Annotated in this window: 28 protein-coding genes; 17 read left to right on the top strand and 11 right to left on the bottom strand. The window is 62.9% G+C overall.

The window, feature by feature from the left end:
• Positions 1-175 precede the first annotated feature (175 nt).
• Positions 176-682: a Cu(I)-responsive transcriptional regulator gene (cueR, locus tag EIC84_RS12480; RefSeq protein WP_003065300.1), complete on the bottom strand. Its 507-nt coding sequence runs from the start codon at positions 680-682 to the stop codon at positions 176-178.
• Positions 683-758: 76 nt separating this feature from the next.
• Positions 759-953, bottom strand: coding sequence for a heavy-metal-associated domain-containing protein (locus EIC84_RS12475; RefSeq protein ID WP_003065297.1), 195 nt, complete (start codon positions 951-953; stop codon positions 759-761).
• Positions 954-1,225: 272 nt separating this feature from the next.
• Here EIC84_RS12475 and EIC84_RS12470 point away from each other — a divergent pair, with 272 nt between their 5' ends.
• A complete protein-coding gene (locus tag EIC84_RS12470) occupies positions 1,226-2,914 on the top strand; it encodes a methyl-accepting chemotaxis protein (protein ID WP_003065295.1) in 1,689 nt (562 codons plus the stop codon).
• Positions 2,915-3,047: 133 nt separating this feature from the next.
• On the opposite strand, the gene EIC84_RS12465 is transcribed toward EIC84_RS12470, so the two are convergent.
• The 3 genes from EIC84_RS12465 to EIC84_RS12455 all read right to left on the bottom strand — a co-directional run bounded on the left by EIC84_RS12465 (position 3,048) and on the right by EIC84_RS12455 (position 5,807).
• Positions 3,048-4,166 (bottom strand): alkene reductase, encoded by a 1,119-nt coding sequence (locus tag EIC84_RS12465; RefSeq protein WP_003065293.1) that lies wholly within the window; start codon positions 4,164-4,166, stop codon positions 3,048-3,050.
• Between the two features lie 351 nt (positions 4,167-4,517).
• The gene (gstA, locus tag EIC84_RS12460; RefSeq protein ID WP_003065291.1) at positions 4,518-5,126 is read right to left on the bottom strand and encodes a glutathione transferase GstA; all 609 of its coding nucleotides are present in this window, start codon (positions 5,124-5,126) and stop codon (positions 4,518-4,520) included.
• A 105-nt stretch (positions 5,127-5,231) separates the two neighbouring features.
• Positions 5,232-5,807, bottom strand: a complete 576-nt coding sequence (locus EIC84_RS12455) for an NADPH-dependent FMN reductase (RefSeq protein ID WP_003065289.1) — start codon at positions 5,805-5,807, stop codon at positions 5,232-5,234.
• A gap of 255 nt (positions 5,808-6,062) precedes the next feature.
• Here EIC84_RS12455 and mnmG point away from each other — a divergent pair, with 255 nt between their 5' ends.
• From mnmG to EIC84_RS12425, 6 genes are all read left to right on the top strand, one after another.
• Entirely contained in the window at positions 6,063-8,027 is a 1,965-nt protein-coding gene (mnmG, locus tag EIC84_RS12450) for a tRNA uridine-5-carboxymethylaminomethyl(34) synthesis enzyme MnmG (protein ID WP_003065286.1), read from the top strand.
• Positions 8,024-8,686: a 16S rRNA (guanine(527)-N(7))-methyltransferase RsmG gene (rsmG, locus tag EIC84_RS12445; RefSeq protein WP_003065284.1), complete on the top strand. Its 663-nt coding sequence runs from the start codon at positions 8,024-8,026 to the stop codon at positions 8,684-8,686. Before mnmG ends, rsmG begins: the two co-directional genes overlap by 4 nt.
• Before the next feature lie 143 nt (positions 8,687-8,829).
• Positions 8,830-9,441: a LysE family translocator gene (locus EIC84_RS12440; protein WP_003065281.1), complete on the top strand. Its 612-nt coding sequence runs from the start codon at positions 8,830-8,832 to the stop codon at positions 9,439-9,441.
• A 12-nt stretch (positions 9,442-9,453) separates the two neighbouring features.
• Positions 9,454-10,224, top strand: coding sequence for a ParA family protein (locus EIC84_RS12435; protein WP_003059963.1), 771 nt, complete (start codon positions 9,454-9,456; stop codon positions 10,222-10,224).
• A gap of 52 nt (positions 10,225-10,276) precedes the next feature.
• Positions 10,277-10,825, top strand: a complete 549-nt coding sequence (locus EIC84_RS12430) for an alpha/beta hydrolase (RefSeq protein ID WP_003065279.1) — start codon at positions 10,277-10,279, stop codon at positions 10,823-10,825.
• Positions 10,826-10,840: 15 nt separating this feature from the next.
• Entirely contained in the window at positions 10,841-11,770 is a 930-nt protein-coding gene (locus EIC84_RS12425; RefSeq protein WP_003065276.1) for a ParB/RepB/Spo0J family partition protein, read from the top strand.
• Between the two features lie 65 nt (positions 11,771-11,835).
• Here the strand turns inward: EIC84_RS12425 and EIC84_RS12420 are convergent, their stop codons facing one another.
• The 3 genes from EIC84_RS12420 to EIC84_RS12410 form a co-directional block, all read right to left on the bottom strand.
• Positions 11,836-12,609 (bottom strand): class II aldolase/adducin family protein, encoded by a 774-nt coding sequence (locus EIC84_RS12420; RefSeq protein WP_003065274.1) that lies wholly within the window; start codon positions 12,607-12,609, stop codon positions 11,836-11,838.
• 268 nt (positions 12,610-12,877) lie between these two features.
• Positions 12,878-14,164: a M20/M25/M40 family metallo-hydrolase gene (locus EIC84_RS12415; RefSeq protein ID WP_003065272.1), complete on the bottom strand. Its 1,287-nt coding sequence runs from the start codon at positions 14,162-14,164 to the stop codon at positions 12,878-12,880.
• 211 nt (positions 14,165-14,375) lie between these two features.
• Positions 14,376-15,653, bottom strand: coding sequence for an MFS transporter (locus EIC84_RS12410; RefSeq protein WP_003065270.1), 1,278 nt, complete (start codon positions 15,651-15,653; stop codon positions 14,376-14,378).
• Positions 15,654-15,730: 77 nt separating this feature from the next.
• Here EIC84_RS12410 and EIC84_RS12405 point away from each other — a divergent pair, with 77 nt between their 5' ends.
• The 5 genes from EIC84_RS12405 (at position 15,731) to EIC84_RS12385 (ending at position 19,556) form a co-directional block, all read left to right on the top strand.
• Positions 15,731-16,624 carry a helix-turn-helix domain-containing protein gene (locus tag EIC84_RS12405; RefSeq protein WP_003065268.1) on the top strand — a complete coding sequence of 298 codons (894 nt, stop codon included), beginning with the start codon at positions 15,731-15,733 and terminating at the stop codon, positions 16,622-16,624.
• A gap of 100 nt (positions 16,625-16,724) precedes the next feature.
• Complete coding sequence (locus tag EIC84_RS12400) at positions 16,725-17,285, top strand: RNA polymerase sigma factor (RefSeq protein ID WP_003065266.1); 561 nt, start codon at positions 16,725-16,727, stop codon at positions 17,283-17,285.
• A complete protein-coding gene (locus tag EIC84_RS12395) occupies positions 17,282-17,869 on the top strand; it encodes a hypothetical protein (protein WP_003065264.1) in 588 nt (195 codons plus the stop codon). Before EIC84_RS12400 ends, EIC84_RS12395 begins: the two co-directional genes overlap by 4 nt.
• A gap of 48 nt (positions 17,870-17,917) precedes the next feature.
• Positions 17,918-19,129 carry a sulfite oxidase gene (locus EIC84_RS12390; RefSeq protein ID WP_003065262.1) on the top strand — a complete coding sequence of 404 codons (1,212 nt, stop codon included), beginning with the start codon at positions 17,918-17,920 and terminating at the stop codon, positions 19,127-19,129.
• Positions 19,130-19,220: 91 nt separating this feature from the next.
• Positions 19,221-19,556, top strand: coding sequence for a cytochrome c (locus EIC84_RS12385; RefSeq protein WP_034362057.1), 336 nt, complete (start codon positions 19,221-19,223; stop codon positions 19,554-19,556).
• A 6-nt stretch (positions 19,557-19,562) separates the two neighbouring features.
• Here EIC84_RS12385 and EIC84_RS12380 read toward each other — a convergent pair whose 3' ends face one another.
• Positions 19,563-20,315 (bottom strand): class I SAM-dependent methyltransferase, encoded by a 753-nt coding sequence (locus EIC84_RS12380; RefSeq protein WP_003065259.1) that lies wholly within the window; start codon positions 20,313-20,315, stop codon positions 19,563-19,565.
• A 197-nt stretch (positions 20,316-20,512) separates the two neighbouring features.
• Between EIC84_RS12380 and EIC84_RS12375 the strand changes: the two genes are divergently transcribed.
• Both EIC84_RS12375 and EIC84_RS12370 read left to right on the top strand, forming a co-directional pair.
• A complete protein-coding gene (locus tag EIC84_RS12375; RefSeq protein WP_003065258.1) occupies positions 20,513-21,115 on the top strand; it encodes a tetratricopeptide repeat protein in 603 nt (200 codons plus the stop codon).
• A 49-nt stretch (positions 21,116-21,164) separates the two neighbouring features.
• Positions 21,165-21,992, top strand: a complete 828-nt coding sequence (locus EIC84_RS12370) for a hypothetical protein (protein ID WP_003065256.1) — start codon at positions 21,165-21,167, stop codon at positions 21,990-21,992.
• Between the two features lie 87 nt (positions 21,993-22,079).
• Here EIC84_RS12370 and EIC84_RS12365 read toward each other — a convergent pair whose 3' ends face one another.
• Positions 22,080-23,507: an FAD-binding oxidoreductase gene (locus EIC84_RS12365; protein ID WP_003065255.1), complete on the bottom strand. Its 1,428-nt coding sequence runs from the start codon at positions 23,505-23,507 to the stop codon at positions 22,080-22,082.
• A gap of 299 nt (positions 23,508-23,806) precedes the next feature.
• Between EIC84_RS12365 and EIC84_RS12360 the strand changes: the two genes are divergently transcribed.
• Both EIC84_RS12360 and EIC84_RS12355 read left to right on the top strand, forming a co-directional pair.
• Positions 23,807-24,805, top strand: a complete 999-nt coding sequence (locus tag EIC84_RS12360) for a tripartite tricarboxylate transporter substrate binding protein (RefSeq protein WP_003065253.1) — start codon at positions 23,807-23,809, stop codon at positions 24,803-24,805.
• A gap of 15 nt (positions 24,806-24,820) precedes the next feature.
• On the top strand, positions 24,821-25,792 hold the full coding sequence (locus EIC84_RS12355) for a BMP family protein (RefSeq protein ID WP_003065251.1): 972 nt from the start codon (positions 24,821-24,823) through the stop codon (positions 25,790-25,792).
• Positions 25,793-25,816: 24 nt separating this feature from the next.
• Here the strand turns inward: EIC84_RS12355 and EIC84_RS12350 are convergent, their stop codons facing one another.
• A complete protein-coding gene (locus tag EIC84_RS12350; RefSeq protein ID WP_003065249.1) occupies positions 25,817-26,185 on the bottom strand; it encodes an EF-hand domain-containing protein in 369 nt (122 codons plus the stop codon).
• 184 nt (positions 26,186-26,369) lie between these two features.
• Here EIC84_RS12350 and EIC84_RS12345 point away from each other — a divergent pair, with 184 nt between their 5' ends.
• Positions 26,370-26,936 (top strand): cob(I)yrinic acid a,c-diamide adenosyltransferase, encoded by a 567-nt coding sequence (locus tag EIC84_RS12345; RefSeq protein WP_003065247.1) that lies wholly within the window; start codon positions 26,370-26,372, stop codon positions 26,934-26,936.
• The last annotated feature ends 21 nt before the right edge of the window (positions 26,937-26,957 follow it).

Here is a 26,957-nt window from a genome sequence, read left to right as displayed (position 1 = left end):
TGTCTCCTGCATCGCGTTGGCAATGCTTGTGCTTGAGTGATTTGAAAAGATGAATGAGAGCAACCGCATTCATCGCACAGAGTATTCTGCAGTATTTGCTGCAGTGCAACATGTCTCATTGTTGACGCGGCCCTGCGTGGGCGGCGATGGTTTCACGTGAAACCCATGAGCAGCCTCAGGCCGCAGCCCTGCGCCGGCTTCTCGGAGTGGGAGCCCAGGGTTCGTGATGGGCCGGAGTCAGGTCGGTGTCCGCGCTGGCCAGGTCGTCGAGGATGGGGCAGTCCGGCCTGTCATCCCCATGGCAGCAATGCACCAGAGTCTGCAGCGTGCGCTGCATGGACTGCATGGCGGCGATGCGCTCGGTCAGCGTGGCGATGTGCTTTTGCGCGATGGCCTTGACCTGGCTGCTGGCGCGGCCCTGGTCCTGCCACAGGCCGAGCAGGGTGGCGATCTCGTCCATGGAAAAGCCGAGATCGCGCCCGCGGCGGATGAAGCGCAGCGCATGCACATCGGCTTCGGTGTACTGGCGATAGCCGCTGTCGGTACGGTGCACGGGTGGCAGCAGGCCCAGTGACTCGTAGTGACGCACCATGCGCGCAGAAACCCCGGCGCGGCGTGCAGCCTCGCCGATGACGACAGGCCAGTTTTGAGCGATTTTTTGTGTCGATGGGTGGTTGGGCATGGACGATCCTGAAAAAACGCGCCAGCGGCCTTCTGGTGGCTCGCGTGAGGTGCTGGCGCGGTGGGTGAGGCTGCGCTCAGGCTACCTTGTAGCCCTCTTCGGCAATGGCGGCTGCCACGGCCTCGCGGCTGGCGCCGGTTTCGACTTCCACTCGGTTGGCGGCGCGGTCGATCCTGATCTGCGCCTGGGCATCGACGCCCTGGATGGCATTGGTGACGGCGCGTTCGCAGTGGCCGCAGGTCATGCCTTGAACTTCAAAAACTTGTTGCATGGATGGCTCCTTCAGAAAGTGAGTCGACCGGACTGGCGGACTCCATGTCTTGAATGGTTAACCCTAACATCATGGCAAGGTCAAGCCTTTGACAAGACATGAAGCCGGCAGGGTTGATAAGCCGCAAAGACTGCCGATAAGAACTTGTCATATTGCTGATCGCCATGGCTTGGGCATCGCAGTCACGGGTTTTTCTTGGTGTCGGTGACAATCTGAAACAATTTGCAAGTTCTGGCCCGACAATGCCAGTCGTTCAAAGTGGAGAGGGATTCATGAGTCTGTTGGAAATGATGCGGGGCTTCACCATCCGCACGCGCATGCTGGGCGCCATTGGTGTGGTGATGGTGTTGCTGAGTCTGCTGGGGGGCGCCGGGATGTTGGGCATGTTCCGCATCCAGGACATGAGTCAGGAGTTTCTGAGCAACGCCTTTGTCAAATCGGGCCATATGGCGCAGTTGCGCACCGAGTTGGGTGGCATCCGTTCCAGCGAGAAGGACATGGTCATCCAGTACGAAAAGCCCGAAGAGGTGCGCAAGGCCTATCAGCAATGGGTCATGTTCATCGACAAATCCAAGGTGACATTGGGCAAGTTTGTGACCGACCAGAACGCGCAGGACGCACAGCTGACCAAGAGCATCATTGGGCACATCGACGCTTATCGAAAGCTCTTCGAGCCTGTTGCGCGCCAGCTTGAAGCCGGTGGCTATGACTCGGCCACCACGGCCAACCGCATGAGCGGCAAGGCTCTGGCCGAAGTCATGGAGGCCGACAAGCTGCTGGCGCAGCTGGACAACTTGCTGCGTGAGCAGGCCAATGCACTGGCCGCAGCCGAGCGCGACGTGGCCGACCAGACACGCTGGATGTTTGTGGCGGCCGTGATCCTGGCGCTGGTGGTGGTGATTCCGCTGACTTTGCTGAACATGCTGTCCATCTGCCGTCCGCTTGAAGTGGCCCGCCAGATGGCACTGACGATTGCCGGCGGCGATCTGTCGCACAGGGTCGAGGTCAGCGGCAAGGATGAGCTGACGGATCTGCAGCGTGCGCTGGACCAGATGCAGCAATCGCTGAGCACCACGGTGGCCCAGGTGCGCGATGCCAGCGGCAATATCGCCACGGCCAGCCAGGAAATTGCCACGGGCAATCAGGATCTGTCGGCCCGCACCGAACAGACTGCCAGCAATCTGCAGGAAACCGTCGCGTCGCTGGCTCAGCTGACGGCCACGGTGCAGCAGACCGCATCGTCTTCGCAGCTGGCCAACCAGCTGGCAGCTTCGGCCTCTTCGACGGCCGTGCAGGGCGGAGAGATTGTCGGCCAGGCCGTCAACAGCATGCAGGAGATTTCGGCCTCCAGCCGCAAGATCGGCGACATCATCGGCCTGATTGATTCCATTGCTTTCCAGACCAATATCCTGGCGCTGAATGCCGCTGTGGAAGCAGCCCGTGCCGGCGAGCAGGGCCGTGGTTTTGCCGTGGTGGCGGCCGAGGTGCGCAGCCTTGCCCAGCGTTCGGCCCAGGCCGCCAACGAGATCAAATCGTTGATCAACACCAGCGTGCAGACCGTGGACGTGGGCGCGCGCCAGGTGGAGAGCGCAGGCAAGGCCATGCAGGAGACCGTGGACAGCGCGCAGCGCGTGGGCGACATCATCGGCGAGATTACGGCGGCGTCCAGCGAGCAGTCGCTGGGCATCGGCCAGGTCAATCAGGCCGTGGGTGATATCGACCGCATGACCCAGCAGAATGCGGCCCTGGTGGAAGAGTCTGCCGCCGCCGCAGAATCGCTGCGCGAGCAGGCGGCGCGACTGGCACAGCTGGTCAGCCAGTTCAAGCTGGCCGGCGGCGCGATGCATGCAGTCATGCGCAGCCCCAGAGGCACGGCTCATCCCGGCATGGCACCGGCGGTGCCTGCATCCGCTCAGACCGCTTTGCCCGGTCAGAAGGCGCAATTGCTGGAACATGCATAAGCCTTGAGCGGCTCATCCCTGAGCGGCTCGTTCCATGAAAAAAGCCCGATTGCAGTGATGCACCGGGCTTTTTGTTTTCCTCCCAATGACTGCCGGCGCGATCGGAAAAGGGCCGGAGCTGGATGGGCGGTGCTTACTGGCTGGCGAGTGCCGGGTAGTCGGTATAACCATCGGCACCGCCCCCGTAGAAACGTTCGCTGTTCCAGGCATTGAGCGGCAGATCGTCGCGCAGACGATGCACCAGATCGGGGTTGGAGATATAGGCCTTGCCGAAGGCCACGACATCGGCATAGCCGCTTTCCACAGCGCGCGCGGCCAACTGGCGGTCATAGCCGTTGTTGACCATCCAGGCTCCCTTGCCGCCTGCAGAGCGATAGGCCTGCTTGAGTGCCTGGTAGTCGAAGGGACGATCCGCCAGCTCGCGCGGACCGCCTGTTGCGCCTTCGATCACATGGATATAGGACAGGCCCAGCGGGGCGAGCTGGCGCACCAGATATTCGAACAGCACCTGCGGGTTTTCGTCCACGATGTCATTGGCTGGCGTGACCGGAGAGATGCGGATGCCGACCTTTCCGGCACCGATGGCATCGGCCACGGAGCGCACGCATTCCAGCACCAGACGGGCGCGGTTCTCGATGCTGCCGCCGTAGTCGTCGCTGCGCTGGTTGGTGCCGGTCTTGAGGAATTGATCGAGCAGATAGCCGTTGGCTGCATGCAGCTCCACGCCATCGAAGCCCGCCGACTGTACGGCTTCGCGCGCGGCGGTGGCGAAACTGTGAACAATGCCCGGCAGCTCCTGCTGCCGGAGTGCGCGCGGTGCCGAGGTGGCGACGAACTGGCCTTGCCCCGTCTGCTTGTCGATCACATAGGTCTTGGAGCGGGCCGTCAGCGCGGAGGGCGCGACCGGGGACTGGCTGTCTGGCTGCAGCACGTTGTGGGAGATGCGACCCACATGCCAGAGCTGGGTGACGATGCGGCCGCCCTTGGCATGCACGGCATCGGTGACTTTTTTCCAGGCCCGCAGTTGCTCTTCGCCATAAAGACCGGGCACATCGGCATAGCCTTGTCCCTGGTGGCTGATGGCCGTGCCTTCGCTGATCAGCAGACCGGCAGAGGCGCGCTGGACGTAGTAGGTTTGCATCAGCGGCGTGGGTATCGCGTCGGGGGCGCGGTTGCGCGTCAGCGGTGCCATGGCAATGCGGTTGGGCAGACGCAGGCTGCCTGCTTCAATCGGTTCGAACAATGAGGTCATGCAGAACTCCAGATGAAAAAAGCTCGGTGGGGTACCGAGCTCTTAGAACGTATTTACGATCTCTACGCAGCCGCGTTGGAGCGCAATCGGGATGAATTCGAAGCGATGGCTCGCCGCTTGCAACGGGGTGCAAGCAAGAGTCAGCGCGCAAAAATCGCCCGATTTCGCTCCAACCCTCCGGGACAGTGTCTTTGCGGGTGCTCTGCGGCGTTGCGAATCCTCGCAATAGCACGGCTATTGCTGCGGTATCGCGCGCGGGGGGCCGCCCCCTAGCATCCCATCCCGCAAAGCCTCTGTCGCGGCGCGAGGAGATCGTAAACACGTTCTCAGTTTGCATGGATGTCGAAAAACTTACTTGAGCAAGCCCTCTGCCTTCATGGCAGCCTGCACTGCAGGGCGCGCCAGAATGCGCTCGCGATAAGCCTGAAGGTGCTGGAGTTCAGAGATGTCCAGGCCTACAAATTGGGCCCAGCCTGTGACCGTGAAAAAGTAGGCATCGGCCACGGTGAACTGATCGCCCATCAGATAGGACTTGTTGGCGAGCTGCTCGTTGACCCAGCTCAGGCGCTTGAACAGATTGCCGAGCAGCACAGGCTTGAAGTCTTCGGGCGTTGCGGGGCTGAACAAGGGGCTGAAGCCCTTGTGCACCTCGGTGCTGATGAAATTCAGCCATTCCTGAAGGTGGTAGCGTGCCACGGTGCCGTTGGCCGGCGCCAGGTTCTTTTCGGGGGCCAGGTCGGCGAGGTACTGAACAATGGCCGGACCTTCGTGCAAGGTGTCGCCGTTGTCCAGCACCAGAAAGGGCACGTAACCCAGCGGATTGATGCCGTAGTAATCCGTTCCGTCCTGGAGCTTGTGGCTCTTGGTGCTGACCATCACGGTTTCATGCGGCAGGCCTGCTTCATGCAGCACGATGTGCGGAGACATGGAGCAAGCGCCGGGGCTGTAGTAAAGCTTCATGGTGAGTGGCTCTCTATGCGATGAAAAGACAAGCGCCCATGCTAAACCGGTTGCACTTCATATGCATGCGCAGCCGGCAGAAGTCCGGATCGGAGAGGAGATTGCTCAGCCCAGGCGCCCTGCAGCCCACAGCACCTGCTGCACAAGAGCCTCCATGCCTTGCTGGTTCTGCGCGCGCAGCAGATGACCCTGGGCATCGAAAGCCTCTGCCGCATGGCTCACTGCATGGCTGCGCGGTGCTACCCAGCATTCCAGATTCAATAGCAGCGCTGCGAGGTGAGACTGGGCTCTCAGGCCGCCGAGACCTCCAGGCGAGGCACTGGCCATGCCGACGACCTTGTTGCGAAAGGGCAGGACGCCATCAGACCACTGTGCATCGCCCTTGACCGGGCTGGAAGCCCAGTCAATCGCGTTCTTGAGCAGGGCAGGGTAGCTGCCGTTGTACTCGGGGCTGCAGACAATCCAGGCCGCATGGCTGTGCATGGCCTGCTTGAGGCGAATGACATCGGCTGGAGTGCCCTGCGCTTCGAGGTCGGCGTTGTAGAGCGGAATGTCGTAGTCCGACAATTCCAGCAGGCTGGGTTGTGCGCCTTGTTGTTCCGCGATGGAGGCTGCCACCTTGGCCAGCTTGCGGTTGTACGAGTCCTGGCGGGTGCTGCCCGCAAAAATGAGAATTTGCATGCAGTGATTGCAGCACAGAGCGATTGCATTTTTCATGCATAGACGGGGCTATCAGGGCAAACATCTAGGCCGGGCTTCAGGCCGCCATGTTTCACGTGAAACCCCCCTGGCAAGGCATTGTTGCGCCAATGGTGGGAAAATTGCAGGTTCCCCGCAGGGCTGGACATGGCGCGAGAACATGTCCGCCTGCCATGAGAGCCGAGGCATGGTTGCTTCGTGCAGGGGCAAGGGCCGGGCTTGGCCCGGAGCAGGAATATGTTGTACCCACAGGAATTTGATGTGATCGTGGTCGGTGGCGGCCACGCCGGCACCGAGGCTGCGTTGGCCGCTGCGCGCATGGGCAGCAAGACATTGCTGCTGACCCACAATATCGAAACCCTGGGGCAGATGAGCTGCAACCCCAGCATCGGCGGTATCGGCAAGGGCCATCTGGTCAAGGAGGTCGATGCCCTGGGCGGCGCCATGGCCCTGGCGACAGACAAGGGCGGCATCCAGTTCCGCATCCTGAACAGCTCCAAGGGCCCGGCCGTACGCGCGACGCGCGCCCAGGCCGACCGCATTCTGTACAAGGCCGCGATTCGCGAGATGCTGGAAAACCAGCCCAATCTCTGGCTCTTCCAGCAGGCCGTGGATGATCTGATGGTTGAGGGCGACCGCGTGGTCGGTGCCGTCACCCAGGTGGGTCTCAAGTTCCGCAGCCGCACCGTGGTGTTGACCGCGGGTACCTTCCTCGATGGCAAGATTCACGTGGGCCTGAACAACTATGCAGCAGGCCGTGCCGGAGATCCTCCGGCCGTGAGCCTGTCGGCACGCCTGAAGGAACTCAAGCTGCCACAGGGGCGCCTGAAGACCGGCACGCCCCCCCGCATCGACGGCCGCAGCATCGATTTCAGCCAGTGCGAGGAACAACCCGGCGACGGCATGCCTGGCGGCGTGAACGAGGGTGAAGTGCCTGTATTCAGCTTCATGGGCAACCGTGCCATGCATCCCCGGCAGATGCCTTGCTGGATCACGCACACCAATGCGCGTACGCACGAGATCATCCGCAGCGGCTTTGACCGCAGTCCCATGTTCACCGGCAAGATCGAGGGTGTAGGTCCGCGTTACTGCCCCAGCGTGGAAGACAAGATCAACCGTTTTGCGGACAAGGAAAGCCATCAGATCTTTCTGGAGCCCGAAGGCCTGACCACGCACGAGTTCTACCCCAACGGGATCTCCACCAGCTTGCCGTTCGACATCCAGTACGAACTGGTGCGAAGCATGAAGGGTCTGGAGAACGCGCATATCCTGCGTCCCGGCTATGCCATCGAGTACGACTATTTCGATCCCCGCTCGCTCAAGAGCAGTTTCGAGACCAAACAAATTCAAGGTCTGTTCTTTGCGGGTCAGATCAATGGCACGACCGGCTATGAAGAGGCGGCCGCCCAGGGCCTGTTCGCCGGCTTGAACGCAGCGCTGCAGTGCCGTGGTGAAGGCCCCTGGATGCCGCGCCGTGACGAGGCCTATCTGGGCGTGCTGGTCGACGATCTGATTACCAAGGGCGTGACCGAGCCTTACCGCATGTTCACCAGCCGCGCCGAGTTCCGCCTGCAGCTGCGTGAAGACAATGCCGATATGCGCCTGACCGAAGCGGGCCGCCAGATGGGTCTGGTCGATGATGCGCGCTGGGATTCCTTCAGCCGCAAGCGCGATGCTGTTTCACGTGAAACAGAGCGCCTCAAGTCCACCTGGGTGAACCCGCGTGTCGTGGCTCCGGAAGAGTCCGAGCGCGTGCTGGGCAAGGCCATGGAGCGCGAATACAACCTGTTCGACCTGCTGCGTCGCCCCGGTGTGGATTACGACAAGCTCATGGGCATGAACCAGGGCAAGTACGCCTGTGCCGATGTGCAGCCCGAGGCGCTGGGCGAACTCAGCGTTCCAGTGATCGAGCAGGTGGAAATCGCTGCCAAGTACTCTGGCTATATCGACCGCCAGAAGGATGAAGTCGAACGCGCTGCGCATTTCGAGCGCCTGCGTCTGCCGCTGGACTTCGACTACATGCAGGTGGCGGCACTTTCCTTCGAGGTGCGCCAGAAGCTGCAAAAGCACAGGCCCGAAACCCTGGGTCAGGCTTCGCGTATTTCGGGAGTGACGCCTGCCGCCATCTCGCTGCTCATGGTGCATCTGAAAAAAGGCGGCTTCAAGGGCTTTGCCAATCAGAATGAAGAGGCTTCCGCATGAGCCAGGTTTTGCGTACCCAACTGGAGCAGGGCGTTCAGGCACTGAAGCTGGAACTGGCTCCGGCGCAGATCGATCTGCTGATGTCCTTCATGGATCTGCTGCAGAAATGGAACAAGGTCTACAACCTGACGTCGGTGCGTGATCCCCAGGAGATGCTGACGCATCACCTGCTCGACAGCCTAGCCGCCGTACCCGCCTTGCTGCGGCATGTGAACTGCCTGCCGCAGGAAGAGGGCAAGCGCCTGCCGCTGCTGGATGTGGGCTCCGGCGGTGGTTTGCCCGGTGTGGTGTTTGCCATCTGCTGCCCGCAGATCGATGTGAACTGCGTGGATACTGTGGGCAAGAAGGCTGCTTTCATCCAGCAGGTGGCTGCATCCTTGCGCCTGCCCAATCTGCGCGGCATTCATGACCGGGTGGAAAACCTCAAGACCCGGTATCCGGTCATCAGCTGCCGCGCCTTTGCATCCCTGGTGGACTTCACCACCTGGTCGCGCAAGGCGCTGGCCGATGACGGCATCTGGTTTGCCATGAAGGGCAAGCACCCCGATGAGGAAATTGCTGCGCTGCCTGCCGATGTGAAGGTGTTTCACGTGGAACCATTACAGGTTCCCGGCCTGGATGCCGAGCGCTGCGTGATCTGGTTGAAACTGGCTTCTTGAGCGGTAAAGCTTGGTCGGGCACTTTGTTTCCAAGGGGAGCAAAGTGCCTTTTTACATACTGTGTCAGGCAACATCTGTGCAATGCAGATGCGCCGGTCACGGCCCTCGCATAAACTTGCTGTTTTCCATCGCGCAGGGTTTGAATGTTTGGCATCTCTGATTACGGCGCTTTTGCAGCCGCCGTTACCGTCTTCTTGCTGATCCCTGGACCAGGCAATCTGGCCTTGATTACCTCCACGGGCAAGGGCGGATGGAGAGCCGGCGTCGCCTGCTGCCTGGGTGTGATGGCTGCCGACCAGGTGCTGATGTGGCTGGCTGTAGCCGGCGTGGCTGCGGTGCTGGCCGCCTACCCGGCGGCCTTCCATGCCGTGCAATGGGTGGGGGCGGCCTATCTGGCCTGGCTGGGCTACAAGCTGCTCACGGCCAAGCCTGGCGATGCGCCGGCCATTGAAATCCAGCCGCGCCAGTATTTCCGCCAGGGTGCTTTGATCACCCTGATGAACCCCAAGGCCATCGTGTTCTACATGGCCTTCTTTCCCATGTTCGTGGACCCGGCCCGGCATCAGGGCGCCATCACCTTTGGTGTGATGGCAGCCACGGTGGCAGCAATTACCTTTATCTACAGCGTCATCGTGGTGATGCTGACCACGGTGCTGGCCGAGCGCTTGCGTGCCAACCCGGCCGTGGTGAAGTGGCTGGAAAAAACAGCCGGTGTGTTTTTGATCGGTTTTGGCCTCAAGCTGGCCGCCAACTAAAAGAGAAGTTCAATGGCCAAAATTTTCTGCGTTGCCAATCAAAAGGGTGGAGTGGGCAAGACCACGACCACGGTCAATCTTGCAGCCGGTCTGGCCAAGGTCGGCCAGCGTGTGTTGCTGATCGACCTGGACCCGCAGGGCAATGCCACCATGGGCTCCGGCGTGGACAAGCGCGCGCTGGAGTTGACGGTCTACGATGTGCTGCTGGAAAACGCCAGCGTCAAGGAAGTGGCTCAGAAGTCCGAGCAGGTCGGCTATGACGTGCTGGGCGCCAACCGCGAGCTGTCGGGTGCCGAAATCGAGCTGGTCTCGCTGGAGCGCCGCAACGAGCGCCTCAAGACCGCTCTGCAGGCCGTGGCTGCCGACTACGACTTCGTGCTGATCGATTGCCCGCCTTCGCTTTCCATGCTGACTCTGAACGGTCTGTGCTCGGCGCATGGCGTGATCGTGCCCATGCAGTGCGAGTACTTTGCACTGGAAGGTCTGACCGATCTGGTCAACACCATCAAGCAGGTGCATGCCAATATGAATCCCGACCTGCAGATCATCGGTCTGCTGCGCGTGATGTTCGATCCGCGCACCACGCTGCAGCAGCAGGTCAGCGACCAGCTCAAGGAGCATTTCGGCGACAAGGTGTTCGATACCGTGATTCCGCGCAATGTGCGCTTGGCCGAAGCACCCAGCTACGGCCTGCCCGGCGTGGTGTTCGATGCCTCGGCCAAGGGCAGCAAGGCCTTTGTCGAGTTCGCCGAAGAGATGGTGCGCCGCATCAAGAAAATGTGAGTGTTTCACGTGAAACAGCTCCCAGTCTCCCATCCAGCCATCGCCAACCGTCATGACCTCTGAAGCACTGAACCCGCAGCATGTCTGGTTGCTGCCCGGCTGGCAGAACTCCGATCCCGGCCATTGGCAGAGTCTGTGGCAGGACCGGTATGGCTACCAGCGGCTGGAGCAGCATAGCTGGCAGCATCCGCTGCGCGGCGACTGGAGCATTCGCCTGCAGGAAACCGTGCTCGACGCTCCGGCTCCCGTCACCCTGGTGGCGCACAGCCTGGGCTGCGTGCTGGTGTCCTGGTGGGCGGCACATTCTCAGGTTGCCAGGAGCAAGGTGCGTGGTGCGTTGCTGGTGGCACCCGGCGACACCGAGCAGGAGAGTCTGCACGGCGTCCTGCCGGGTTGGTCGCCCGTGCTGCTGCAAAAGCTGCCCTTCCCGTCGATACTGGTGGGCAGCGAGAACGACCCCAATTGCTCTGTAGCGCGCGCGCAGGCCATGGCACAGGGCTGGGGCAGCCGTTTTGTGAATGCGGGCGCCGCAGGCCATATCAACACGGCCAGCGGACTGGGACTGTGGGAAGCCGGGCATGAGCTGCTGCTCTCCCTTTAAAGAAAGAATTCAGCAATGGTGACTAAGAAACCCAAGGGCCTGGGACGAGGTCTGGAAGCCCTGCTGGGCCCCAAAGTCAGTGAAGCAGAACAGGCCGCTGCGAGCGGGCAGCAGGCCAATCTGCCGAGCAGCCTGGCGCTCAATGTGATGGTGGCCGGCCAGTACCAGCCGCGCACCCGCATGGACGAAGGCGCCTTGTATGAGCTGGCCGAGAGCATCAAGGCCCAGGGCATCATGCAGCCGATTCTGGTGCGCCAGCTCTCCAGGGGCGACAACGCTGGCAAGTACGAAATCATTGCCGGCGAGCGGCGCTTCCGTGCCGCGCATATCGCGGGTCTGTCCGAGGTGCCGGTGCTGGTGCGCGAAGTGCCCGACGAGGCCGCTGCGGCCATGGCGCTGATCGAGAACATTCAGCGCGAAGACCTGAACCCGCTGGAAGAGGCGCAGGGGCTGGCCCGTCTGGTCAAGGAGTTCGGCCTGACCCACGAGCAGACCGCGCAGGCCGTGGGCCGCTCGCGCAGTGCTGCCACCAATCTGCTGCGCCTGCTGAATCTGGCCGAGCCCGTGCAGACCATGCTGATGGCCGGCGATATCGACATGGGCCATGCGCGGGCGCTGCTGACGCTGGACCGTGCCACCCAGATCACGGCAGGCAACCAGATCGCGGCCAAGAAGATGTCGGTGCGCGAGGCCGAGTCGCTGGTCAAGAAGATCGGTGCCGAGTTCAATCTGACGCGCCAGAAAGCCAAGAAAGATGGCAAGTCGCGCGACGTGAAACGCATCGAGGAAGAGTTGTCCGACCTGCTCACCGCCGATGTCGAAGTGCGTATCAAGAAGACCGTACGCCGCCACGGCAAGCAGCAGGAAATGGGCGAGATCGCCATCCAGTTCGGCTCGCTGGAGGAGCTCAACGGCATCATCGAAAAGCTGCGCGGCGAAGTCTGATTCTTTGGCCGGAGCAAGCAAAAAGAGCATCCTCGGGATGCTCTTTTTTTGTGCGCGCGCAGCGTTCAGCTGCGGTAGCCGGGGTCGATTCTGTCGAGCTTGCGCAGCAGAGCGGGCCAGGCAAACTGGCCGCCCATGCCGCCGGTCTGTACCTTCATGGCATGGGCGATGCCCTGCAGAATCTGCGGATCGACCTCGGTGAGTTCGGCGCCGCCGGACTGGGCAGAGATCTGGATCTGACAGGCGGACTCGAAGATGTACATGGACAGAAAGGCGTCGGCAATCGTGGGGCCGCAGGTCAGCAGACCGTGGTTGCGCAGCATGAGGAAGTTGGCCCCGCCCATGTCGGCCAGCAGGCGCGGCTTCTCGTCCTCGCGAAAGGCCACGCCTTCGTAGACGTGATAGGCCAGGGACCCCAGGACAAAGGTGCTTTGCTGGCTGATGGGCAGCAGACCTTGCTTCTGGGCCGCCACGGCCACGCCGGCACGCGTGTGGGTATGGATCACGCATTGCGCATCGGCGCGGGCCTCGTGCACGGCGCTGTGGATGACGAAGCCGGCCGGATTCACGGGGAAGGGCGAGTCCATGAGCTTGTTGCAGCCCAGGTCCACCTTGATCAACGAGGAGGCCGTGATCTCGTCAAACATCAGCCCGTAGGGGTTGATGAGAAAGTGATGTCCGGGGCCCGGCAGCCGCGCGCTGATGTGGGTAAAGACCAGATCGCTCCAGCCGTACAGCGCCACCAACCGGTAGCAGGCGGCCAGATCCACGCGCAGCTGCCATTCCTCGGGGCTGACCAGATGCTGCACGCTGGGGATGTTCAAGGGCTCTTGGCTCACGGGCGGCTCTCCTTCATCGTTGATTCGATGAATGTAGAGACTCGTGCGTCAGCGGTCTGTTGGCTAGGCGACAGAACCCTGGAAATACGGATTACGCCAATTCAGATCAGGCATGGTGTGCTCTCGATGAAAATGACGGCTGTGTCTTCCTGTTCGCGTAAGTAGCTGGAAATAAAAAAGGAGCTTGCAGCGCAAGCTCCTGTTGATTTTCAGATCGCTTCTTTACGTAAACCGAAGCAGATCAGGCGCAAGCAGCTATCAAAAGCGCTTACTTGATCTGGCCGCGCGACAGGTCCTGGATCATGCGGGCGGCCAGATACAGGCGCGGTGCGATGGTGTTGATCTGCACGTATTCGGCATCGTTGGAATGCGCGCCATAGCCCGACAGGCCGAAGCCCTCGATCACGCCGCCCTTGGCCTTGAGGGCCGCGAAAGCCGCATCTGTGCCGCCACCCGTGGCCTTGTCCATGACCTTCATGGGCAGCTTCAGCTCCTGCTCATAAATGCCCTGGGCATGGGCGGCCAGCTTGCGTGCCGTGGCATTGGCCTCCAGCGGCGGGCGGCGCACTTCGAATTTCAGCTCCACCTTGCTGGCGGGGAGCAGCTTGTTGCCGATCTTGTCCTGCATGGCTTTTTCCAGCGCCGTGAAGTCGGCCACGCGCAGTGCGCGGGCATCGGCCTGGGCCGTGGCTTCGGCGGGAACCACATTGCGGTTGGTGCCGGCCTTCGACACCGTCCAGTTGAGCTTGAGGCCGTCCTGGGGCTGGGACAGATCCTTCATCTGCAGCAACTGATGCGAGAGCTCGTACAGCGCATTCACGCCGTCTTCGGGCTTGGCGCCCGCATGAGATGCCTTGCCCGTGACCTTGAGGTAGGCGGCGCCGATGCCGCTGGTGGCCAGGCGCAGGCTGCCGTCGGTGCCGCCGCCTTCAAAGCTGAACACAGCGTCCTGCTCGGCCCCCAGTCGGGTGATGGTGCTGCGTGCTCCGGGCGAGCTGATTTCCTCGTCTCCGTTGATCAGCACCGTGAGCGTACCGTAGTCCTCGATGCCCAGCTTCTTGAGCAGGGGCACGATATGCATGATCAGGGCCACGCCCTGCTTGTCGTCGGCAATGCCCAGGCCATAGGCCTTGTCGCCGTCGATGCGAAAGGGCTGGTCCTTGATCATGCCGGGCAGATAGACGGTGTCCATATGCGCAATCAGCATGATGCGGCTGCTGCCCTTGCCCTTGAATTCGGCATGCACCATGGGGCCGACTTTCTCGGGCGTGTCATCGAGGCGGTAGATGTCGCTGGGCTCGATCACCTCGACCTTGCCGCCCTGCGCGCGCAGCTTGCCGGCGATGTACTCGGCGATCTTCTTCACGCCCGCCACATCCTTGCTGCCGGACTCGATGTGCACCAGATCACGCAGCGTATCCAGATAGGGCTGCTGCTCCTTTTTCGCATGCTCCAGCCATTCGGCCTGAGGGGCAGCCTGGGCAGAGCCGAAGGCCAGCACCAGGGCCAGGGGTAGGGCGCGCAGCAAAGGGGCAGAGGGCGTGTTCCAACGCATAGAAATTCTCCTTGGGGGGCGGGCCGCTCCCGGATAGGGCCGCGGCAGGAAAGCGGCGTGATGCGCCGCTGAGGGAATTCAGCTTAGCAGCCGTGTTTGCGGCCTCCGGGCTGCCGGCCTAGGGATAAATACCAGGGTAACTTGATCTCTCGCGCCGACAAAAAAGCCCTGCAGCTTGCGCGGGCAGGGCTTGGTGGGTTGCGCCGTTTGCTCAGGCCGCCGCCAGATGGGATTTGGTCTTTTTGCTCACTCCGTCGCCGACGATGACGGCCGAGACCACAGACAGTACAAGCGCAATCGCCGAGCCGTAGAACACGGCGTTGCTCATCTGGTGGTCCAGCATGTATCCGAAGACCGGCGCCGCCAGGCAGAAGCCCAGATCCAGGCCCGAATACACCGTGCCGTAGACGCGGCCCGTGGCGCCGGGGGGCGCTGCGCGCTTGATCAGCATGTCGCGCGAGGGGCCGGCCAAGCCCGTGCCCAGACCGGCGACTGAGGCCACGACCACCGCCGCCATGCCGGGCAGCCAGCCCGTTCCGACGACAAACAGCAACAGGCCCGAGCCCAGCATGCAGATGGAGATCACCTTCTCCAGCCGCTGCACGCGGCCGACCAGAAAGCCGCCCACGACCATGCCGGCAGCGCCGCACAGCATATAGCCGGTGACGATCAGCGCCGTCACGGAAAGCGGCAGGCCGTACATGGATTGCAGGGCCGGGCTGGCAAAGCTCTGGATGGCACTGAGCGCGCAGGTGCTCCAGAAAAAGAAGGAAAAGCACAGCCACACCGATGGCAGCTTCATGAAGGCCATGGGGTGTTCCTGAGGTGCGGCAATGGCTCCGGCAGCGGGCTTGGCGGCAGCTCCGGCGGATTCGGCGCGATCATCGAGCGCGTCGCGGTTGAAGACCATGATGGCCAGCACCACGGCTGCGCAGAGGGCTCCGCCCAGGCAGGCCAGGCGCCAGGAGCCCGTGGCCGTGGTGATGCCCGCCATGAACAGCGGCGCCAGCGCCCAGCCTAGGTTGCCGGACAGGCCATGCACCGAGAACGCATGGCCTATGCGCTGCTGCGACACGCGCTTGTTGAGGATGGTGAAGTCCACGGGGTGGAAGGGCGCATTGCCCAGGCCCGCAAAAAAGGAGGCTGCCAGCAGCATGCTGTAGCCTTGGGCCGTGCTGGCAATCAGGCCTGCCACCACAAAGCTGCCGAGGGCGGCAAACAGAATCGGGCGTGCGCCAAAGCGGTCCACCGCAAAGCCGGCCAGTGCCTGGCCGGTGCCGGAAACAATGAAGAACAGCGAGACCATGACGCTGAGCTCGGCATAGCTGTAGCCGAAGTCCTTGATCAGCCAGGGAAACAACGGCGGCAGCAGCAGATGGAAGAAATGCGACGAGCCATGGGCCAGACCGATGAGGCTGATGGTGCGCGCGTCACTGCGCAGTGTCTCTGGCGCCTGGTTTTGAGGTGTTGTGGAGGCAGGGCGGTTCATATGTCGCATCTTAGGCAGACTGCTCGCGTCTTGTATGCGATAGTCTGCCAATTGCTATCGCAAGCCAGCCAACCATCATGTCCAGCCTCCACGACCCCGAGCCCCTGCGCGCAGGCAAGGCCAGCGCCTATGTGGAGACGCTGACACCCCATCTCTACATACCCACGGCACAGCGTCCGGTGCGGGCCAAATGTCGCTGGCTGGAGGCCGACACCCAGGTCAAGCCGCACCGTCATCCCTGGGGGCAGCTGGCCATCTCCACCACGGGCACCATACGCCTGACGGTAGCGCAGGGCACCTATATCGTGCCGCCCTCGCGCGTGCTGTGGGTGCCGCCGGGCATGGAGCATGCCATGACCATGGTGGAAAGCGCCGATCTGCGCACCTTGTACTTCTATCAGACCCAGGGGCGTTGCGGCCCCGATGTGGCCCCCGGCGAAGAGGCGGCCTGGCGCCAGTGCCGGGTGCTCAATGCCTCGGATCTGCTGCGCGCCGTGGTGCACGAGCTGCCCACGCTGCCCGATGACAGCCAGCAGCTGTGCGAGCAGGACAGGGCACGCGAGCACCATCTGAGCCAGCTGCTGCTCGACGAGCTGCGCCGTGCCAGTGCCGTGCAGCTGGGCGTGAACCTGCCCCAGGACAAGCGCTTGCGCCAGCTCTGCGAGGCCGTGCTGGCCGATCCCACGCGCAACGAAACGCTGGAGGACTGGGCGCGCGATACCGGGGCCAGTCCGCGCACGGTGGCGCGACTGTTTCGCCAGCAACTGGAATGCAGTTTTACCCAGTGGCGCCAGCAGGTGGTGCTGGCCCATGCCGTCAGCCTGGCAGCGCGCAACTGGCCGATTCAGCGCATTGCGGCCGAGCTGGACTACAGTCCCAGCGCTTTCAGCGCCATGGTGCGCCGCACGGTGGGCATGCCGCCTGCGCAGTTCTTTGGCATGCACACCAAAGTCATGGCCACCAGCGATTGATTGAAAAGGGCTGCAAGCCTTATCTCTATTTTCCGGGTGGCTCCAGAAAATATTTGCAGCGGCATGGAATGAAAGCAGCAGGCCTGCGCTCTTTATCACCATGATCTTCTCTGCCGAGTCGCGCTACAACCAGTGGGTGCGCGAGCATTACCGCTTTTTGCTGCGCAGCGCCTGGGCGCTGACGGGCTCGCGCGCCACAGCCGAGGATGTGGTGCAGGATTGCTTCACCAGCGCCTGGCGCTTTCGCCACCAGCTGCGCGACCAGAGCATGGCCAGGGCCTGGCTGTTCCAGATCATGCGCCGTCATGCCTTCAGGCACTTCGATCCTGTGCAATCGCAGACCGAGTCTCTGGATGAAGCCTGTGAGCAGGGCGTGAATCACCACGACGCACTCGATGCGCAGCTGGACGTGGTCAAGGCGCTGAGCCGCATTGCCCCCATCCATCGTGAAGTGCTGGTGCTTTACTACTTTGACGACATGCCCACGGCCCAGATGGCCGAGGCGCTGGATATTGCACCAGGCACCGTGCTCTCTCGCCTGGCGCGGGCACGTGAAGCGCTCAAGACGGCACTGCAGGAGCCTGCGCGCCGTCCCGCCGGGGCCACCACCGAATCTTCCGCAGCTGCCGGCGTGATACCGCTGAGAAAGCGCGCACCATGAAACACCAAGACCGCCCCGAAGACACCGATTTCGACCTGCGTGCCCGTGCCGAGCTGGCGCTGGCTTTCGAGCCCGGCGAGCCGCCGACCCATTTGCTGCGCCACACGCCATGGCATGCCCGTCGTGGCCTGCATGCACTGTGTGCCGCAGTGATCGTCGGCAGCGTCGCTGCGGGCAGCGTGCTGAGCCTGCGCCCGCCGCAGATGGTGCGCTCGGCCATCGAGCATGAGTATTACGAGCGCACGCTGCGTGGTCAGTTCATCCCGGAGGCCGAGATTGCCAGGCATATGGACTGGCCTGTCGACCAGAAGCTGCCTGGTTATACCCAGCTCATGCGGCCCTGCGACATCGACGGCAGTCGCGCCTATCACCTGACCACTTTCTTTGAAAAAGGCGGCATCGTTACCGTGCTGGCCTTCGAGCAGCCCCAACGGATTGCCGACGGCCAGGGCTGGTGGGCCAACAGCTACTGGCAGGTGGTGCGCTCGCGCGAAGGCCGCCCGCTGGTGCTGATCGCACAGAAGAAACAGGCTCTGGCCGTGGCATCACGCGCTCTTGGGGCCCCTGAGAAAGCCGATGGCTGAACCGGATTTTTCGCGCTGAGCATTCACCACAATTACCAAGGAGACACCATGCAACAACCCACATCCCTGCCGCGTCGTCGCCTGCTCGCCGGTAGCGCCAGCGCGCTGGCTGCAGCCGGTCTGGCAAGCTTCCAGAGCCAGGCCATGGCCCAGGCGGCTGCACCCGCAGCCAAGCCTCTACCAGGCTATGCCGGCTTCAAGAATGCCGATGCCGTGATCGTGCACAGCTCCACCACCATCGAGACTAAGCGCAGCGCGTTTGGCTCCAGCGTGGTCACGCCCACCAACCAGCTCTATGTGCGCAACAACCTGCCCACGCCTTCCGAGTCCATCGTGGCCGATCGCGATGCATGGGCGGTGCAGATTGATGGCGTGAAGAAGCCCGCCAAGCTGACCGTTGGCGAGCTCAAGAAGCTGGGCCTGGAAACTGTGACCATGGTGCTGCAATGCTCTGGCAATGGCCGCGCCTTCTTCCCCACCAAGCCCAGCGGTACGCAATGGACCGTAGGCGCTGCAGGCTGCGTGGTCTGGAGCGGCGTGCCAGTGCGCGAGGTGGTCAAGGCCCTGGGCGGCGTGGCCGACGGCATGGTCTACATGACGGGAACGGGCGGAGAGGTGCTGCCCGCAGGACTGGACCCCAAGAGCGTGCTGGTGGAGCGTTCCGTGCCTCTGTCGGCCATGGAGGACGCGCTGCTTGCCTGGGAGATGAACGGCGAGCCCGTGCCTCTGGCCCATGGCGGCCCGCTGCGCCTGATCGTGCCCGGCTACACCGGCGTGAACAACATCAAGTACATCAAGCAGCTGGCCTTTACCGTCAAGGAAAGCGAAGCGCACATCATGTCGCACGGCTACCGCATCTCGCCCCCCGGCAGCAAGGGCGACCCCAGCCAGCCTTCGGTGCAGGAAATGAGCGTCAAGTCCTGGATCAACAGCCCCATCCCCGAAGACGGCAACCAGGCCTCCGGCCTGGTGCAGATTCAGGGCGTGGCCTTCGGCGGCATGAACGCCGTCAAGGGGGTGGAAGTCTCCATCGACGGCGGCAAGACCTGGAAGCAGGCGCGCCTGATTGGCCCCGATATGGGCAAGTATGCCTGGCGCCAGTTCGTGCTGCAGGCACAGCTGCCCAAGGGTACCTACACCCTGGCCAGCCGCGCTACCGACGTCAAGGGCAATGTGCAGCCCGAAACGCGTGGTGAAAACCAGAGCGGCTACAACAACACCAGTTGGGCCGACCACGCCGTCACTGTCACCGTGGCCTGAGCGCCGCACTCGCTACCCATGCCGGGTGCCGAAGAAGGGGCGCCGGGCGATGGGTATCAAAACCCCGATGTATCGCATTTCACCAAGAACAATGATGAAGACAAAACCCACCCTCGCCGCCCTCTTGCTGACCGTCCTGGCGGGTACTGCTGCCCACGCCGATCAGGCTGCCCAGATGGCGCGCGGCAAAGAGCTGTTCACCACTGCTGCAGTCCCTGCCTGCGCGGTGTGCCATACCCTCAAGGACGCTGGTGCGGAAGGTGCCATAGGCCCGGTGCTGGACGAGTTGCAGCCCGATGCGGCCCGCGTGGCACGTGCTCTGAAGGACGGCATCGGCTCCATGCCCTCCTTCAAGGCCACAATGAGCGAAGCCGATATCGCTGCCGTTTCTCTCTACGTGAGCAAGGCCAGCGGCGGAGCCAAATAAAGCGCCTCAGCTGCGTTCTGCGCCATCCAGCGGCATGGCGTAGATCCATACCTTGTGGCGGCTATTGCCTTGCAGGCATGCCGTCGCTTCCACACCAGGCAGTTGGAAATCCAGGCTCACCAGCCAGCTGCCGGGCTGCATCTCGGTGGCAGCCTTGACAGCGGCGCGGCCCATGCTTTCGGGCCGCTGGAACAGATAGACCAGCTGATAGCCGCTCCAGTCGGCCAGCCAGATATCGCCACGCCGCACGCGTGCCCAGGGGCAGCGCAGGGCGCTGGCAATCGCCAGTGGCCAGCTCCATTCCAGACCATTGAGGCGGGCCTGCGGCAGCGCACTGCGCAGTGCGCGCAAGCCATCGCCCATGCCGCAGCCGGCATCCAGCACCAGCGCCTGCCCCGGCAACTGCACGACCTCTGCCAGTCCTTTGAGCGCATTGGACGGCGTTGGAAAGACGGGGGCATCACGCCAGGCATTGAGCGGGTAGATCAGCAGCAGCAAGGCCAGAGGCAGCAGCCAGCCCCAGGCGGGCAACTGGCTGGCGCTGAGCACCAGAAACGACAGCGGAAACCCGGCCGCAATGATGAGCCTGCGCCACCAGTTGGGCCCGCAGAGACTGGCCGCCGTGCTGAAGCTGCCGGCGACCAGCAAGGCCAGCCACCAGGGCAGCAGGCGCGCCAGACCCGCAAAGATCACCCAGGCGAGCAACCAGACGAGCAATGCAGGCAGAGGCCAGGTCGAGGCAAGCCATTTTTTTGTCATGAGTTTTGAAATGTATCCGTCAATCACAGGCTCCAGGACACCGCAATGCAGACAAGGCCTTGTCGGAGTTTTGCATTTTGTGCGTGATACCCCTCTTTGGTGGGGTATGCGTGTTGTCAACTCGTCGTAAAAATTACTGATTTTTGCTTATGTATACTTTTCGGCTTTCAGCGGCTGAGAATTCAGAGGAGACATCCATGCGCCTGCTCGCCCCCACCTTTTCATTGGCGGCTCTTGCATTGACAGCATGCGCGGTACAGACACCGCAGGAGCAGTTGGCACCTGCTTCGCCCACCGTGCGCCTGTGCGAAGGCAATAACTGTTCCGAGCTGCCGCGCAATGTCGCGACTTTCCGTGGCGAGCCCGTCAATCCCGAGGCAGAGCGCCGCCTGGCGGCACTGGTGCAAAAAGCCGAGGCCGATCCTCGCGCAGCCTATGACCTGGGGCTGCGCTATCTGCGCGGCGATGGCGTGGAGCGCAACAGCTATCAGGCCATCGAGTGGATGCGCAAGGCCGGCGATGCCGGTAACGGTCAGGCCCAGTTTGCATTGGGCCGTCTGTATCTGCTGGGCTTTGAAGAAATGGGCCCGGACCCCGCCGAAGCCGAGGCCTGGCTGTCGCGTGCTGCCGCCAAGGGCTTCAAGGAAGCCAAGCGCCTGCTGCCCCAGGCGCAAGCCGCCAAACAGAATGCTCATGCACGCTATCAGGCCATCGAGGATGAGCGCAAGTCCTGGAATGGCTGGTATGTGGGCGCGCCCTACTACATGGTGTGGGGCTCGTCGGGTTGGTATTACCGCTGAGGCGCTGTGAGCGCTGCAGCATTTTCTATTTTTTTGAAAGCATCACACTATGTCCAAGAAGACAACGCTGCGTCTGGCAGCCATCGCATCGGCCCTGGCACTGGGCGGTTGCGTGACCCCCGGCGGCGGCACCATTTCCACGGGTACGGCTCCCACGGCTGCCACTGGCGCGGCGGGCGGCGCAACCAGCGTGAATGCGAACTCTACGCTCGAGCGTTGCGATGCTCCTCTGGGTACGCTGGCCGTGGACGACGGTCGCGGCAAGGAATGGTATGCCAGCTTTGGCGCCGCCACCAAGATCACGACCATCGAGCCCCTGATCCGTCTGGCCGTGCAGCAGTCCAACTGCTTTGTGATCACCTCCATCGGCAACAACCGCACCGAAAGCAAGATGTCGGCGATCACCGACAAGCAGCGCAACTCCGGTGAATTCCGCGCCGGCTCCAAGCAGCAAAAGGGACAGCGCGTGGCAGCCGACTACTACATGGAGCCTTCCATCATCATCGACAACGATGCAACCGGTCAGCTGGCTGCGGGCGTGGGCGGTCTGTTCGGCAATGTGGGTACGCTGATCGGCGGTGCCATGCAGAGCAAGGCTTCGGTGGTGACGCTGAGCATGTTCGACATCCGTTCTGGCGTGCAGATCTCCATCTCCGAAGGCAACTCCACAGCCACCAACTTCGGCGCAGCCATGGGCGCGTTCGGCGGTGGCGTGGGCGGCGGTCTGGGCGGCTTCTCGCGCTCACCCGAAGGCAAGGCCACGGTCGCTGCCTTCATGGATGCCTACAACAATATGGTGATCTCGCTGCGCAACTACAAGGCACAGGAAGTCAAGGGCGGCCTGGGTCGTGGCGGTCAGCTCAAGGTCGGCAAGTAAAGCGCCGATCCGAGAACAGAAAGGGCCTGCAACTGCAGGCCCTTTTTTCATGGTTTGTGCGTCTTCAGCAAGTGCCGCGAGCGCTGCTTACTGCAGCTGAAAGATCTTGCCCGGGTTCAGGATATTCTTGGGGTCAAGAGCCTGCTTGATGGCGCGCATCATCTGCACCGCACCGGCTCCCGCCTCTTCGAGCAAAAAGCCCTGCTTGTGGATGCCGATGCCGTGCTCGCCCGTGCAGGTGCCGCCCAGCGCGATCGCGCGTGCCACCAGCGTGTGGTTGAGCTGCTCGGCCTGCTGGCGCTGGGCTTCGTTGTCGGGGTCGATCAGGTAGCCGAAGTGGAAGTTGCCGTCGCCCACGTGGCCGACCAGGAAGTAGGGGATGCCACTGGCATCGGCCTCGGTCACGCATTCCAGCAGCGCATCGGCCAGGCGGCTGATGGGCACACAGGCATCGGTGGTGATGCAGCGGCAGCCGGGCACGCTGGAGACGGCTGCGAAATAGGCGTTGTGGCGCGCGGTGAACAAGCGGGTACGGTCTTCGGGGCGCTCTGCCCATTCAAAGGCATTGCCGCCGAATTCATGGGCAATGTCCTGAACCATCTCGGCCTGTTCCTTCACGCCCGTGGGCGAGCCGTGGAACTCCATCAGCAGCATGGGCTCTTCACGCAGGGACAGCTTGCTGTAGGCATTGACCATGCGCACCGAATTCACATCGACCAGTTCCACGCGAGCGATGGGAATGCCCATCTGGATGGTCTGGATCACCGTGTGCACGGCGCTCTCGATGCTGGCAAAAGAGCAGATGGCTGCGCTGACCGCTTCGGGCAGCGGATAGATGCGCAGCGTGATCTCGGTGAAGATGCCCAGCGTGCCTTCGCTGCCCACCAGCAGGCGGGTCAGGTCGTAGCCGGCGGCGCTCTTCTTGGCGCGGTTGCCTGTGCGCACCACTTCGCCGCTGGCTGTCACTACTTCCAGGGCCAGCACGTTCTCGCGCATGGTGCCGTAGCGCACGGCATTGGTGCCGCTGGCGCGGGTCGAGGTCATGCCGCCAATCGAAGCGTCGGCACCGGGGTCGATGGGAAAGAAGAAGCCGGTGTCCTTGATGGCCTCGTTCAACGCCTTGCGCGTGATGCCGGGTTGCACGGTGATGGTCAGGTCTTCGGTGTTGACCGAGAGCACGCGACTCATGCGGCTGACGTCGATGGTGATGCCGCCTTGCACGGCCAGCAGATGGCCTTCCAGCGAGGATCCGGCGCCATAGGCAATCACGGGCACGCCGTACTGGTCGCAGAGCTTGACGGCATCCTGTACGTCCTGGGTGGATTCGGCAAACACCACGGCTGCCGGAGGGGGCGCGGAAATCGCGCCTTCGTCGCGGCCATGCTGCTCGCGCACGGCCAAGGCCGTGGAGCACTGGCCGCCGAAACGTGTTTGCAGAGCCTGCAGAAATTCTTCGGGGATGGGGCGCTGCACGAAATCGGGCTGCAGCGAGGTATGGGCAACAGGTGCGTTCATCGGGGTCTCCAGAGGAGAAAAAGAATACCACCTGGCCCGGTCCGGGCGTGTACGTATTGGGTACTAGGCCATGCCGCTCAAGGTCGCGATCGCTACGCATGGCGCATGCCCATTGGAGCTGGCAGAGATCGCGGTTTCGTCGTGGCGCAGCCGTCTGGCGCGGGCACATAGATAAGTTCCGCCCTAGCTAATGAGAAATCAGTGTTTAGGGTTTGTGCCGGGTGTGCCTATATTGGCAAGCCTCATGGCGTGCGCTGCAGAGCTCGCTTCAAACCAAAAGCAGTTCGGAGGGCGGAGCTATGCGCGATACGGGTCGCAGATCATTCATACAAGGGCTGGCCGGGGTGTCGGCCGCAGGCATGCTGGGCGCGGCATGGCATGTGCGTGCGGCGCAGACCCAGGCCTGGCCGGCGCGGCCCATCAAACTGGTCGTGACCTTTCCGCCCGGCGGCTCCAGCGATATCGTGGCGCGGGTGCTGGCTCCCGCGCTGGCCGAGAAGCTGGGCCAGAGCGTGGTCATAGACAACAAGCCCGGCGCGGGCTCGTCGATTGGCGCGCAGATCGTGGCGCACAGCGCCAACGACGGCTACACGCTGCTGGTATCGAATTCGGCGGCGCTGTCGATAGCACCATCGCTGCTGCAAAGCCCTGGTTACGACCCCTTGCGCAGCTTCGAACACCTGGCCTATATCGGCGCCGTGCCTACGGTGTTTGCCGTGCATCCCTCGGTGCCCGCCAACAGCCTGAGCGAGCTGGTGAGCTGGATCAAGGAGCAGCCTGCCCCCGTGGCCTTTGGCAGCGGCGGCGCTGCCTCGGTGGGGCATCTGGTGGGCGAGCAGTTTGCGCAGACGCTCAAGCTGTCCATGGAGCATGTGCCTTACCGCGGCGCCGGCCCCATGCGTGCGGATCTGCTCAGCGGCCATATCAAGCTGGCCATCGATGCGCTGCCGCAGAACATCGCGCTGCACAAGCAGGGCCGGCTCAAGCTGCTGGCACTGACATCGCCACGCCGCGTAGCCCAGGCACCGGCGGTGCCCAGCGTGGCCGAGCTGGGGCTGGCGCAGCTGGTCTCCGAAAACTTCGTCGGCATTTCGGCTCCCGCCGGCTTGCCCAGGGCGCTGGCCGAAAGAATCGCCAGCGCGGTGCGACAGATCAGCGCGCGTCCCGAGTTTGCACAGACGCTGCAAGCCCAGGGATTCGTGACCCGGGATATGGAATCCAAGGCCTTCACCCAGCTGATTGCGGACCAGCATCTGGCCTGGGGAGATATCGCGAAAAAGACAGGTGCAAAACTTTAAGCAGAAGAGACAACGATGAGCAGCGAGAAACTGTATTCACCCCGTAAGCCACGCTATGCCGTGGTGCTGTTTGGCCCCGAAGGGCAGGGCAGTTTCAACGAGTCGGGACTGCGCGGAGCCCACAAGGCAAGAGATGCCGGCCACGAGGTCGATGTGCTCTGGGTGGCCGGCCAGTCGGCGCAGCAGCGCGCCGCCGAAATGTCCGCATTGTGCGGCGGCCGCTATGCGCTGATTCTTGCGCATGGCGGTCAGGGTGACGGTCCGGTGCAGATCCTGGCCGAGCTCTGGCCCGAGCAGGCCTTTGCGGTCACGCAAGGCAGCTGGGCGGCAGCCAATGTGGCACGTTACGAGGTGCTGCAGGAGCAATCGGCATTCCTCGCCGGCGTGCTGGCCAGCCAGTGGAGCAAGACGGGCAAGGTGGGGCATTTCTCAGGCGAGAAGGTGCCGCCGGGTCTGCGTGGCCGCGCGGCCTATGCGGACGGTCTCAGGCACGCCGGTTTTGAGGGGCAACTCGTCACCCAGTTCTGCGGTCACCAGCATCGCCCAGGCTGGGCCCGGACCTGTGTCTCGGCAATGATCGAGCAGACGGGCCTGGACATTGTGTTTGCCATGCTGGATGGCGGCCGCCCCGGCGTCACGCAGGCCTGCCGGGCGCATGGCGTGGCGCAGATCGGCAATGTGCTGAACTGGGTGGAACGTGACCCCGAGGTGTTTGTGGCCTCGGCGATCTGCGATTCCGGCGAAGCCTTGTTTCGCGCTGTCGAGGACCATGCCCGGGGTCTGCTGCCGCTGGGTGGCTATCGTGCCTTTGGCCTCGAGGAGCCGAGCCTGGTGCGGCTGGAAATGGGGGGGCGGGTGAGTGCTGCGCAGCGCAGCCTGGTCGAAGACTGGGCGCAGCGCCTGCTGCGCCGCGAGTTCGAGATTCACCTGGACTATGCCGGGGCCGAGTTTGCCTTGCCGCAGGAGGAACTCGGCGCTGCGGCGTGATCAGGAAAGCGCCGCGGCAAGGCCTCAGTACTGCTGAGCACCCTTGTCGAATTCGGCGCGTGACAGCTGGCCGTTGCGGTCGCTGTCGATCTCTTCAAAGCGCTGGGAGATGACAGGCAGCTGGCGTGCTTCCTGCGCACTGAGCTGACCGTCGCGATTGGCGTCGGCACGCTCGAAGGCCGCTTGCACGCTGTTTTTTGCAGTCGGCGCCTGCTGCACGCCGGTGGCGGAACCCGACTGCACGATGCGCGCAGGCTCCTTGTTGTTGCCGGCGTTGCCGCCGCCGGTTTGCGCAAAAGCCATGCCCCCGCCCAGGGTGAGCGCAGAAAACAGCACCACGCTGACGACTTCGAATGACGAGACCTTGCAATTGAGCAGATTCTTCTTGTTCATGAATGGCATTCCTTCTCTATGCGATAACAGGAGTGCATTGCACCCTGTGAGGCGGCAAAGGGCCAGCACTTTTGCCTGCTGTTGCCTCAGACTACATTTGCCTGCGGGCTGTAACGCACAATGGCGGCAGTATCTGAGGGCCGCGCCGGCCCTGAAAACTCGCAGCTTTGACAAGGGATGACCCATGGGCAACCGCCTCACGCAAATCGCCACCCGCACCGGAGATGACGGAACCACCGGCCTCGGAGACAACACCCGCGTTTCCAAGAACAGCGGTCGCCCGCATGCCATGGGGGATGTGGATGAACTGAACTCGCATATCGGCCTGCTGCTGTGCGAGCCAATGCCCCAGGAGGTGCGCGACCTGTTGATCGACATCCAGCATCAGCTGTTCAACCTGGGCGGCGAGCTGTCCATGCCGGGCTATGAGCTGCTCAAGGACGATGCGCTGCTGCAGCTCGACAACGCACTGGCCCACTACAACGCAGAGTTGCCGCGCCTGCAGGAGTTCATCCTGCCGGCCGGCACGCGTGCTGCCGCGCAGGCCCATGTATGCCGCACCGTGGCGCGCCGTGCCGAGCGCCAGGTGGTGGCGCTGGAGCAGGCCGAGGCCATGCGAGCCGCGCCGCGCCAGTATCTGAATCGCTTGTCCGATCTGCTGTTTGTGCTGGCCCGCGTGCTCAACCGCCTCGACGGCGGCGACGATGTGTACTGGAAGAGCGAACGCCTGGCGCGCGCCCAGTCCGAGTGAGGCGGTGGCAGGAGGCCGGGC

The organism is Comamonas sp. A23 (genome assembly GCF_004522605.1).
Classification (GTDB): domain Bacteria; phylum Pseudomonadota; class Gammaproteobacteria; order Burkholderiales; family Burkholderiaceae_C; genus Comamonas; species Comamonas thiooxydans.
The sequence above is the reverse complement of the archived record's forward strand: the minus strand, read 5'-3'. Positions and strand labels throughout refer to the sequence as shown.

Coding starts and splice junctions, on each gene's coding strand:
- cueR (WP_003065300.1), bottom strand. CDS start 682: ATGCCCAACCACCCATCGACACAAAAAATCGCTCAAAACTGGCCTGTC.
- EIC84_RS12475 (WP_003065297.1), bottom strand. CDS start 953: ATGCAACAAGTTTTTGAAGTTCAAGGCATGACCTGCGGCCACTGCGAA.
- EIC84_RS12470 (WP_003065295.1), top strand. CDS start 1,226: ATGAGTCTGTTGGAAATGATGCGGGGCTTCACCATCCGCACGCGCATG.
- EIC84_RS12465 (WP_003065293.1), bottom strand. CDS start 4,166: ATGACCTCATTGTTCGAACCGATTGAAGCAGGCAGCCTGCGTCTGCCC.
- gstA (WP_003065291.1), bottom strand. CDS start 5,126: ATGAAGCTTTACTACAGCCCCGGCGCTTGCTCCATGTCTCCGCACATC.
- EIC84_RS12455 (WP_003065289.1), bottom strand. CDS start 5,807: ATGCAAATTCTCATTTTTGCGGGCAGCACCCGCCAGGACTCGTACAAC.
- mnmG (WP_003065286.1), top strand. CDS start 6,063: ATGTTGTACCCACAGGAATTTGATGTGATCGTGGTCGGTGGCGGCCAC.
- rsmG (WP_003065284.1), top strand. CDS start 8,024: ATGAGCCAGGTTTTGCGTACCCAACTGGAGCAGGGCGTTCAGGCACTG.
- EIC84_RS12440 (WP_003065281.1), top strand. CDS start 8,830: ATGTTTGGCATCTCTGATTACGGCGCTTTTGCAGCCGCCGTTACCGTC.
- EIC84_RS12435 (WP_003059963.1), top strand. CDS start 9,454: ATGGCCAAAATTTTCTGCGTTGCCAATCAAAAGGGTGGAGTGGGCAAG.
- EIC84_RS12430 (WP_003065279.1), top strand. CDS start 10,277: ATGACCTCTGAAGCACTGAACCCGCAGCATGTCTGGTTGCTGCCCGGC.
- EIC84_RS12425 (WP_003065276.1), top strand. CDS start 10,841: ATGGTGACTAAGAAACCCAAGGGCCTGGGACGAGGTCTGGAAGCCCTG.
- EIC84_RS12415 (WP_003065272.1), bottom strand. CDS start 14,164: ATGCGTTGGAACACGCCCTCTGCCCCTTTGCTGCGCGCCCTACCCCTG.
- EIC84_RS12410 (WP_003065270.1), bottom strand. CDS start 15,653: ATGAACCGCCCTGCCTCCACAACACCTCAAAACCAGGCGCCAGAGACA.
- EIC84_RS12405 (WP_003065268.1), top strand. CDS start 15,731: ATGTCCAGCCTCCACGACCCCGAGCCCCTGCGCGCAGGCAAGGCCAGC.
- EIC84_RS12400 (WP_003065266.1), top strand. CDS start 16,725: ATGATCTTCTCTGCCGAGTCGCGCTACAACCAGTGGGTGCGCGAGCAT.
- EIC84_RS12395 (WP_003065264.1), top strand. CDS start 17,282: ATGAAACACCAAGACCGCCCCGAAGACACCGATTTCGACCTGCGTGCC.
- EIC84_RS12390 (WP_003065262.1), top strand. CDS start 17,918: ATGCAACAACCCACATCCCTGCCGCGTCGTCGCCTGCTCGCCGGTAGC.
- EIC84_RS12385 (WP_034362057.1), top strand. CDS start 19,221: ATGATGAAGACAAAACCCACCCTCGCCGCCCTCTTGCTGACCGTCCTG.
- EIC84_RS12380 (WP_003065259.1), bottom strand. CDS start 20,315: ATGACAAAAAAATGGCTTGCCTCGACCTGGCCTCTGCCTGCATTGCTC.
- EIC84_RS12375 (WP_003065258.1), top strand. CDS start 20,513: ATGCGCCTGCTCGCCCCCACCTTTTCATTGGCGGCTCTTGCATTGACA.
- EIC84_RS12370 (WP_003065256.1), top strand. CDS start 21,165: ATGTCCAAGAAGACAACGCTGCGTCTGGCAGCCATCGCATCGGCCCTG.
- EIC84_RS12365 (WP_003065255.1), bottom strand. CDS start 23,507: ATGAACGCACCTGTTGCCCATACCTCGCTGCAGCCCGATTTCGTGCAG.
- EIC84_RS12360 (WP_003065253.1), top strand. CDS start 23,807: ATGCGCGATACGGGTCGCAGATCATTCATACAAGGGCTGGCCGGGGTG.
- EIC84_RS12355 (WP_003065251.1), top strand. CDS start 24,821: ATGAGCAGCGAGAAACTGTATTCACCCCGTAAGCCACGCTATGCCGTG.
- EIC84_RS12350 (WP_003065249.1), bottom strand. CDS start 26,185: ATGAACAAGAAGAATCTGCTCAATTGCAAGGTCTCGTCATTCGAAGTC.
- EIC84_RS12345 (WP_003065247.1), top strand. CDS start 26,370: ATGGGCAACCGCCTCACGCAAATCGCCACCCGCACCGGAGATGACGGA.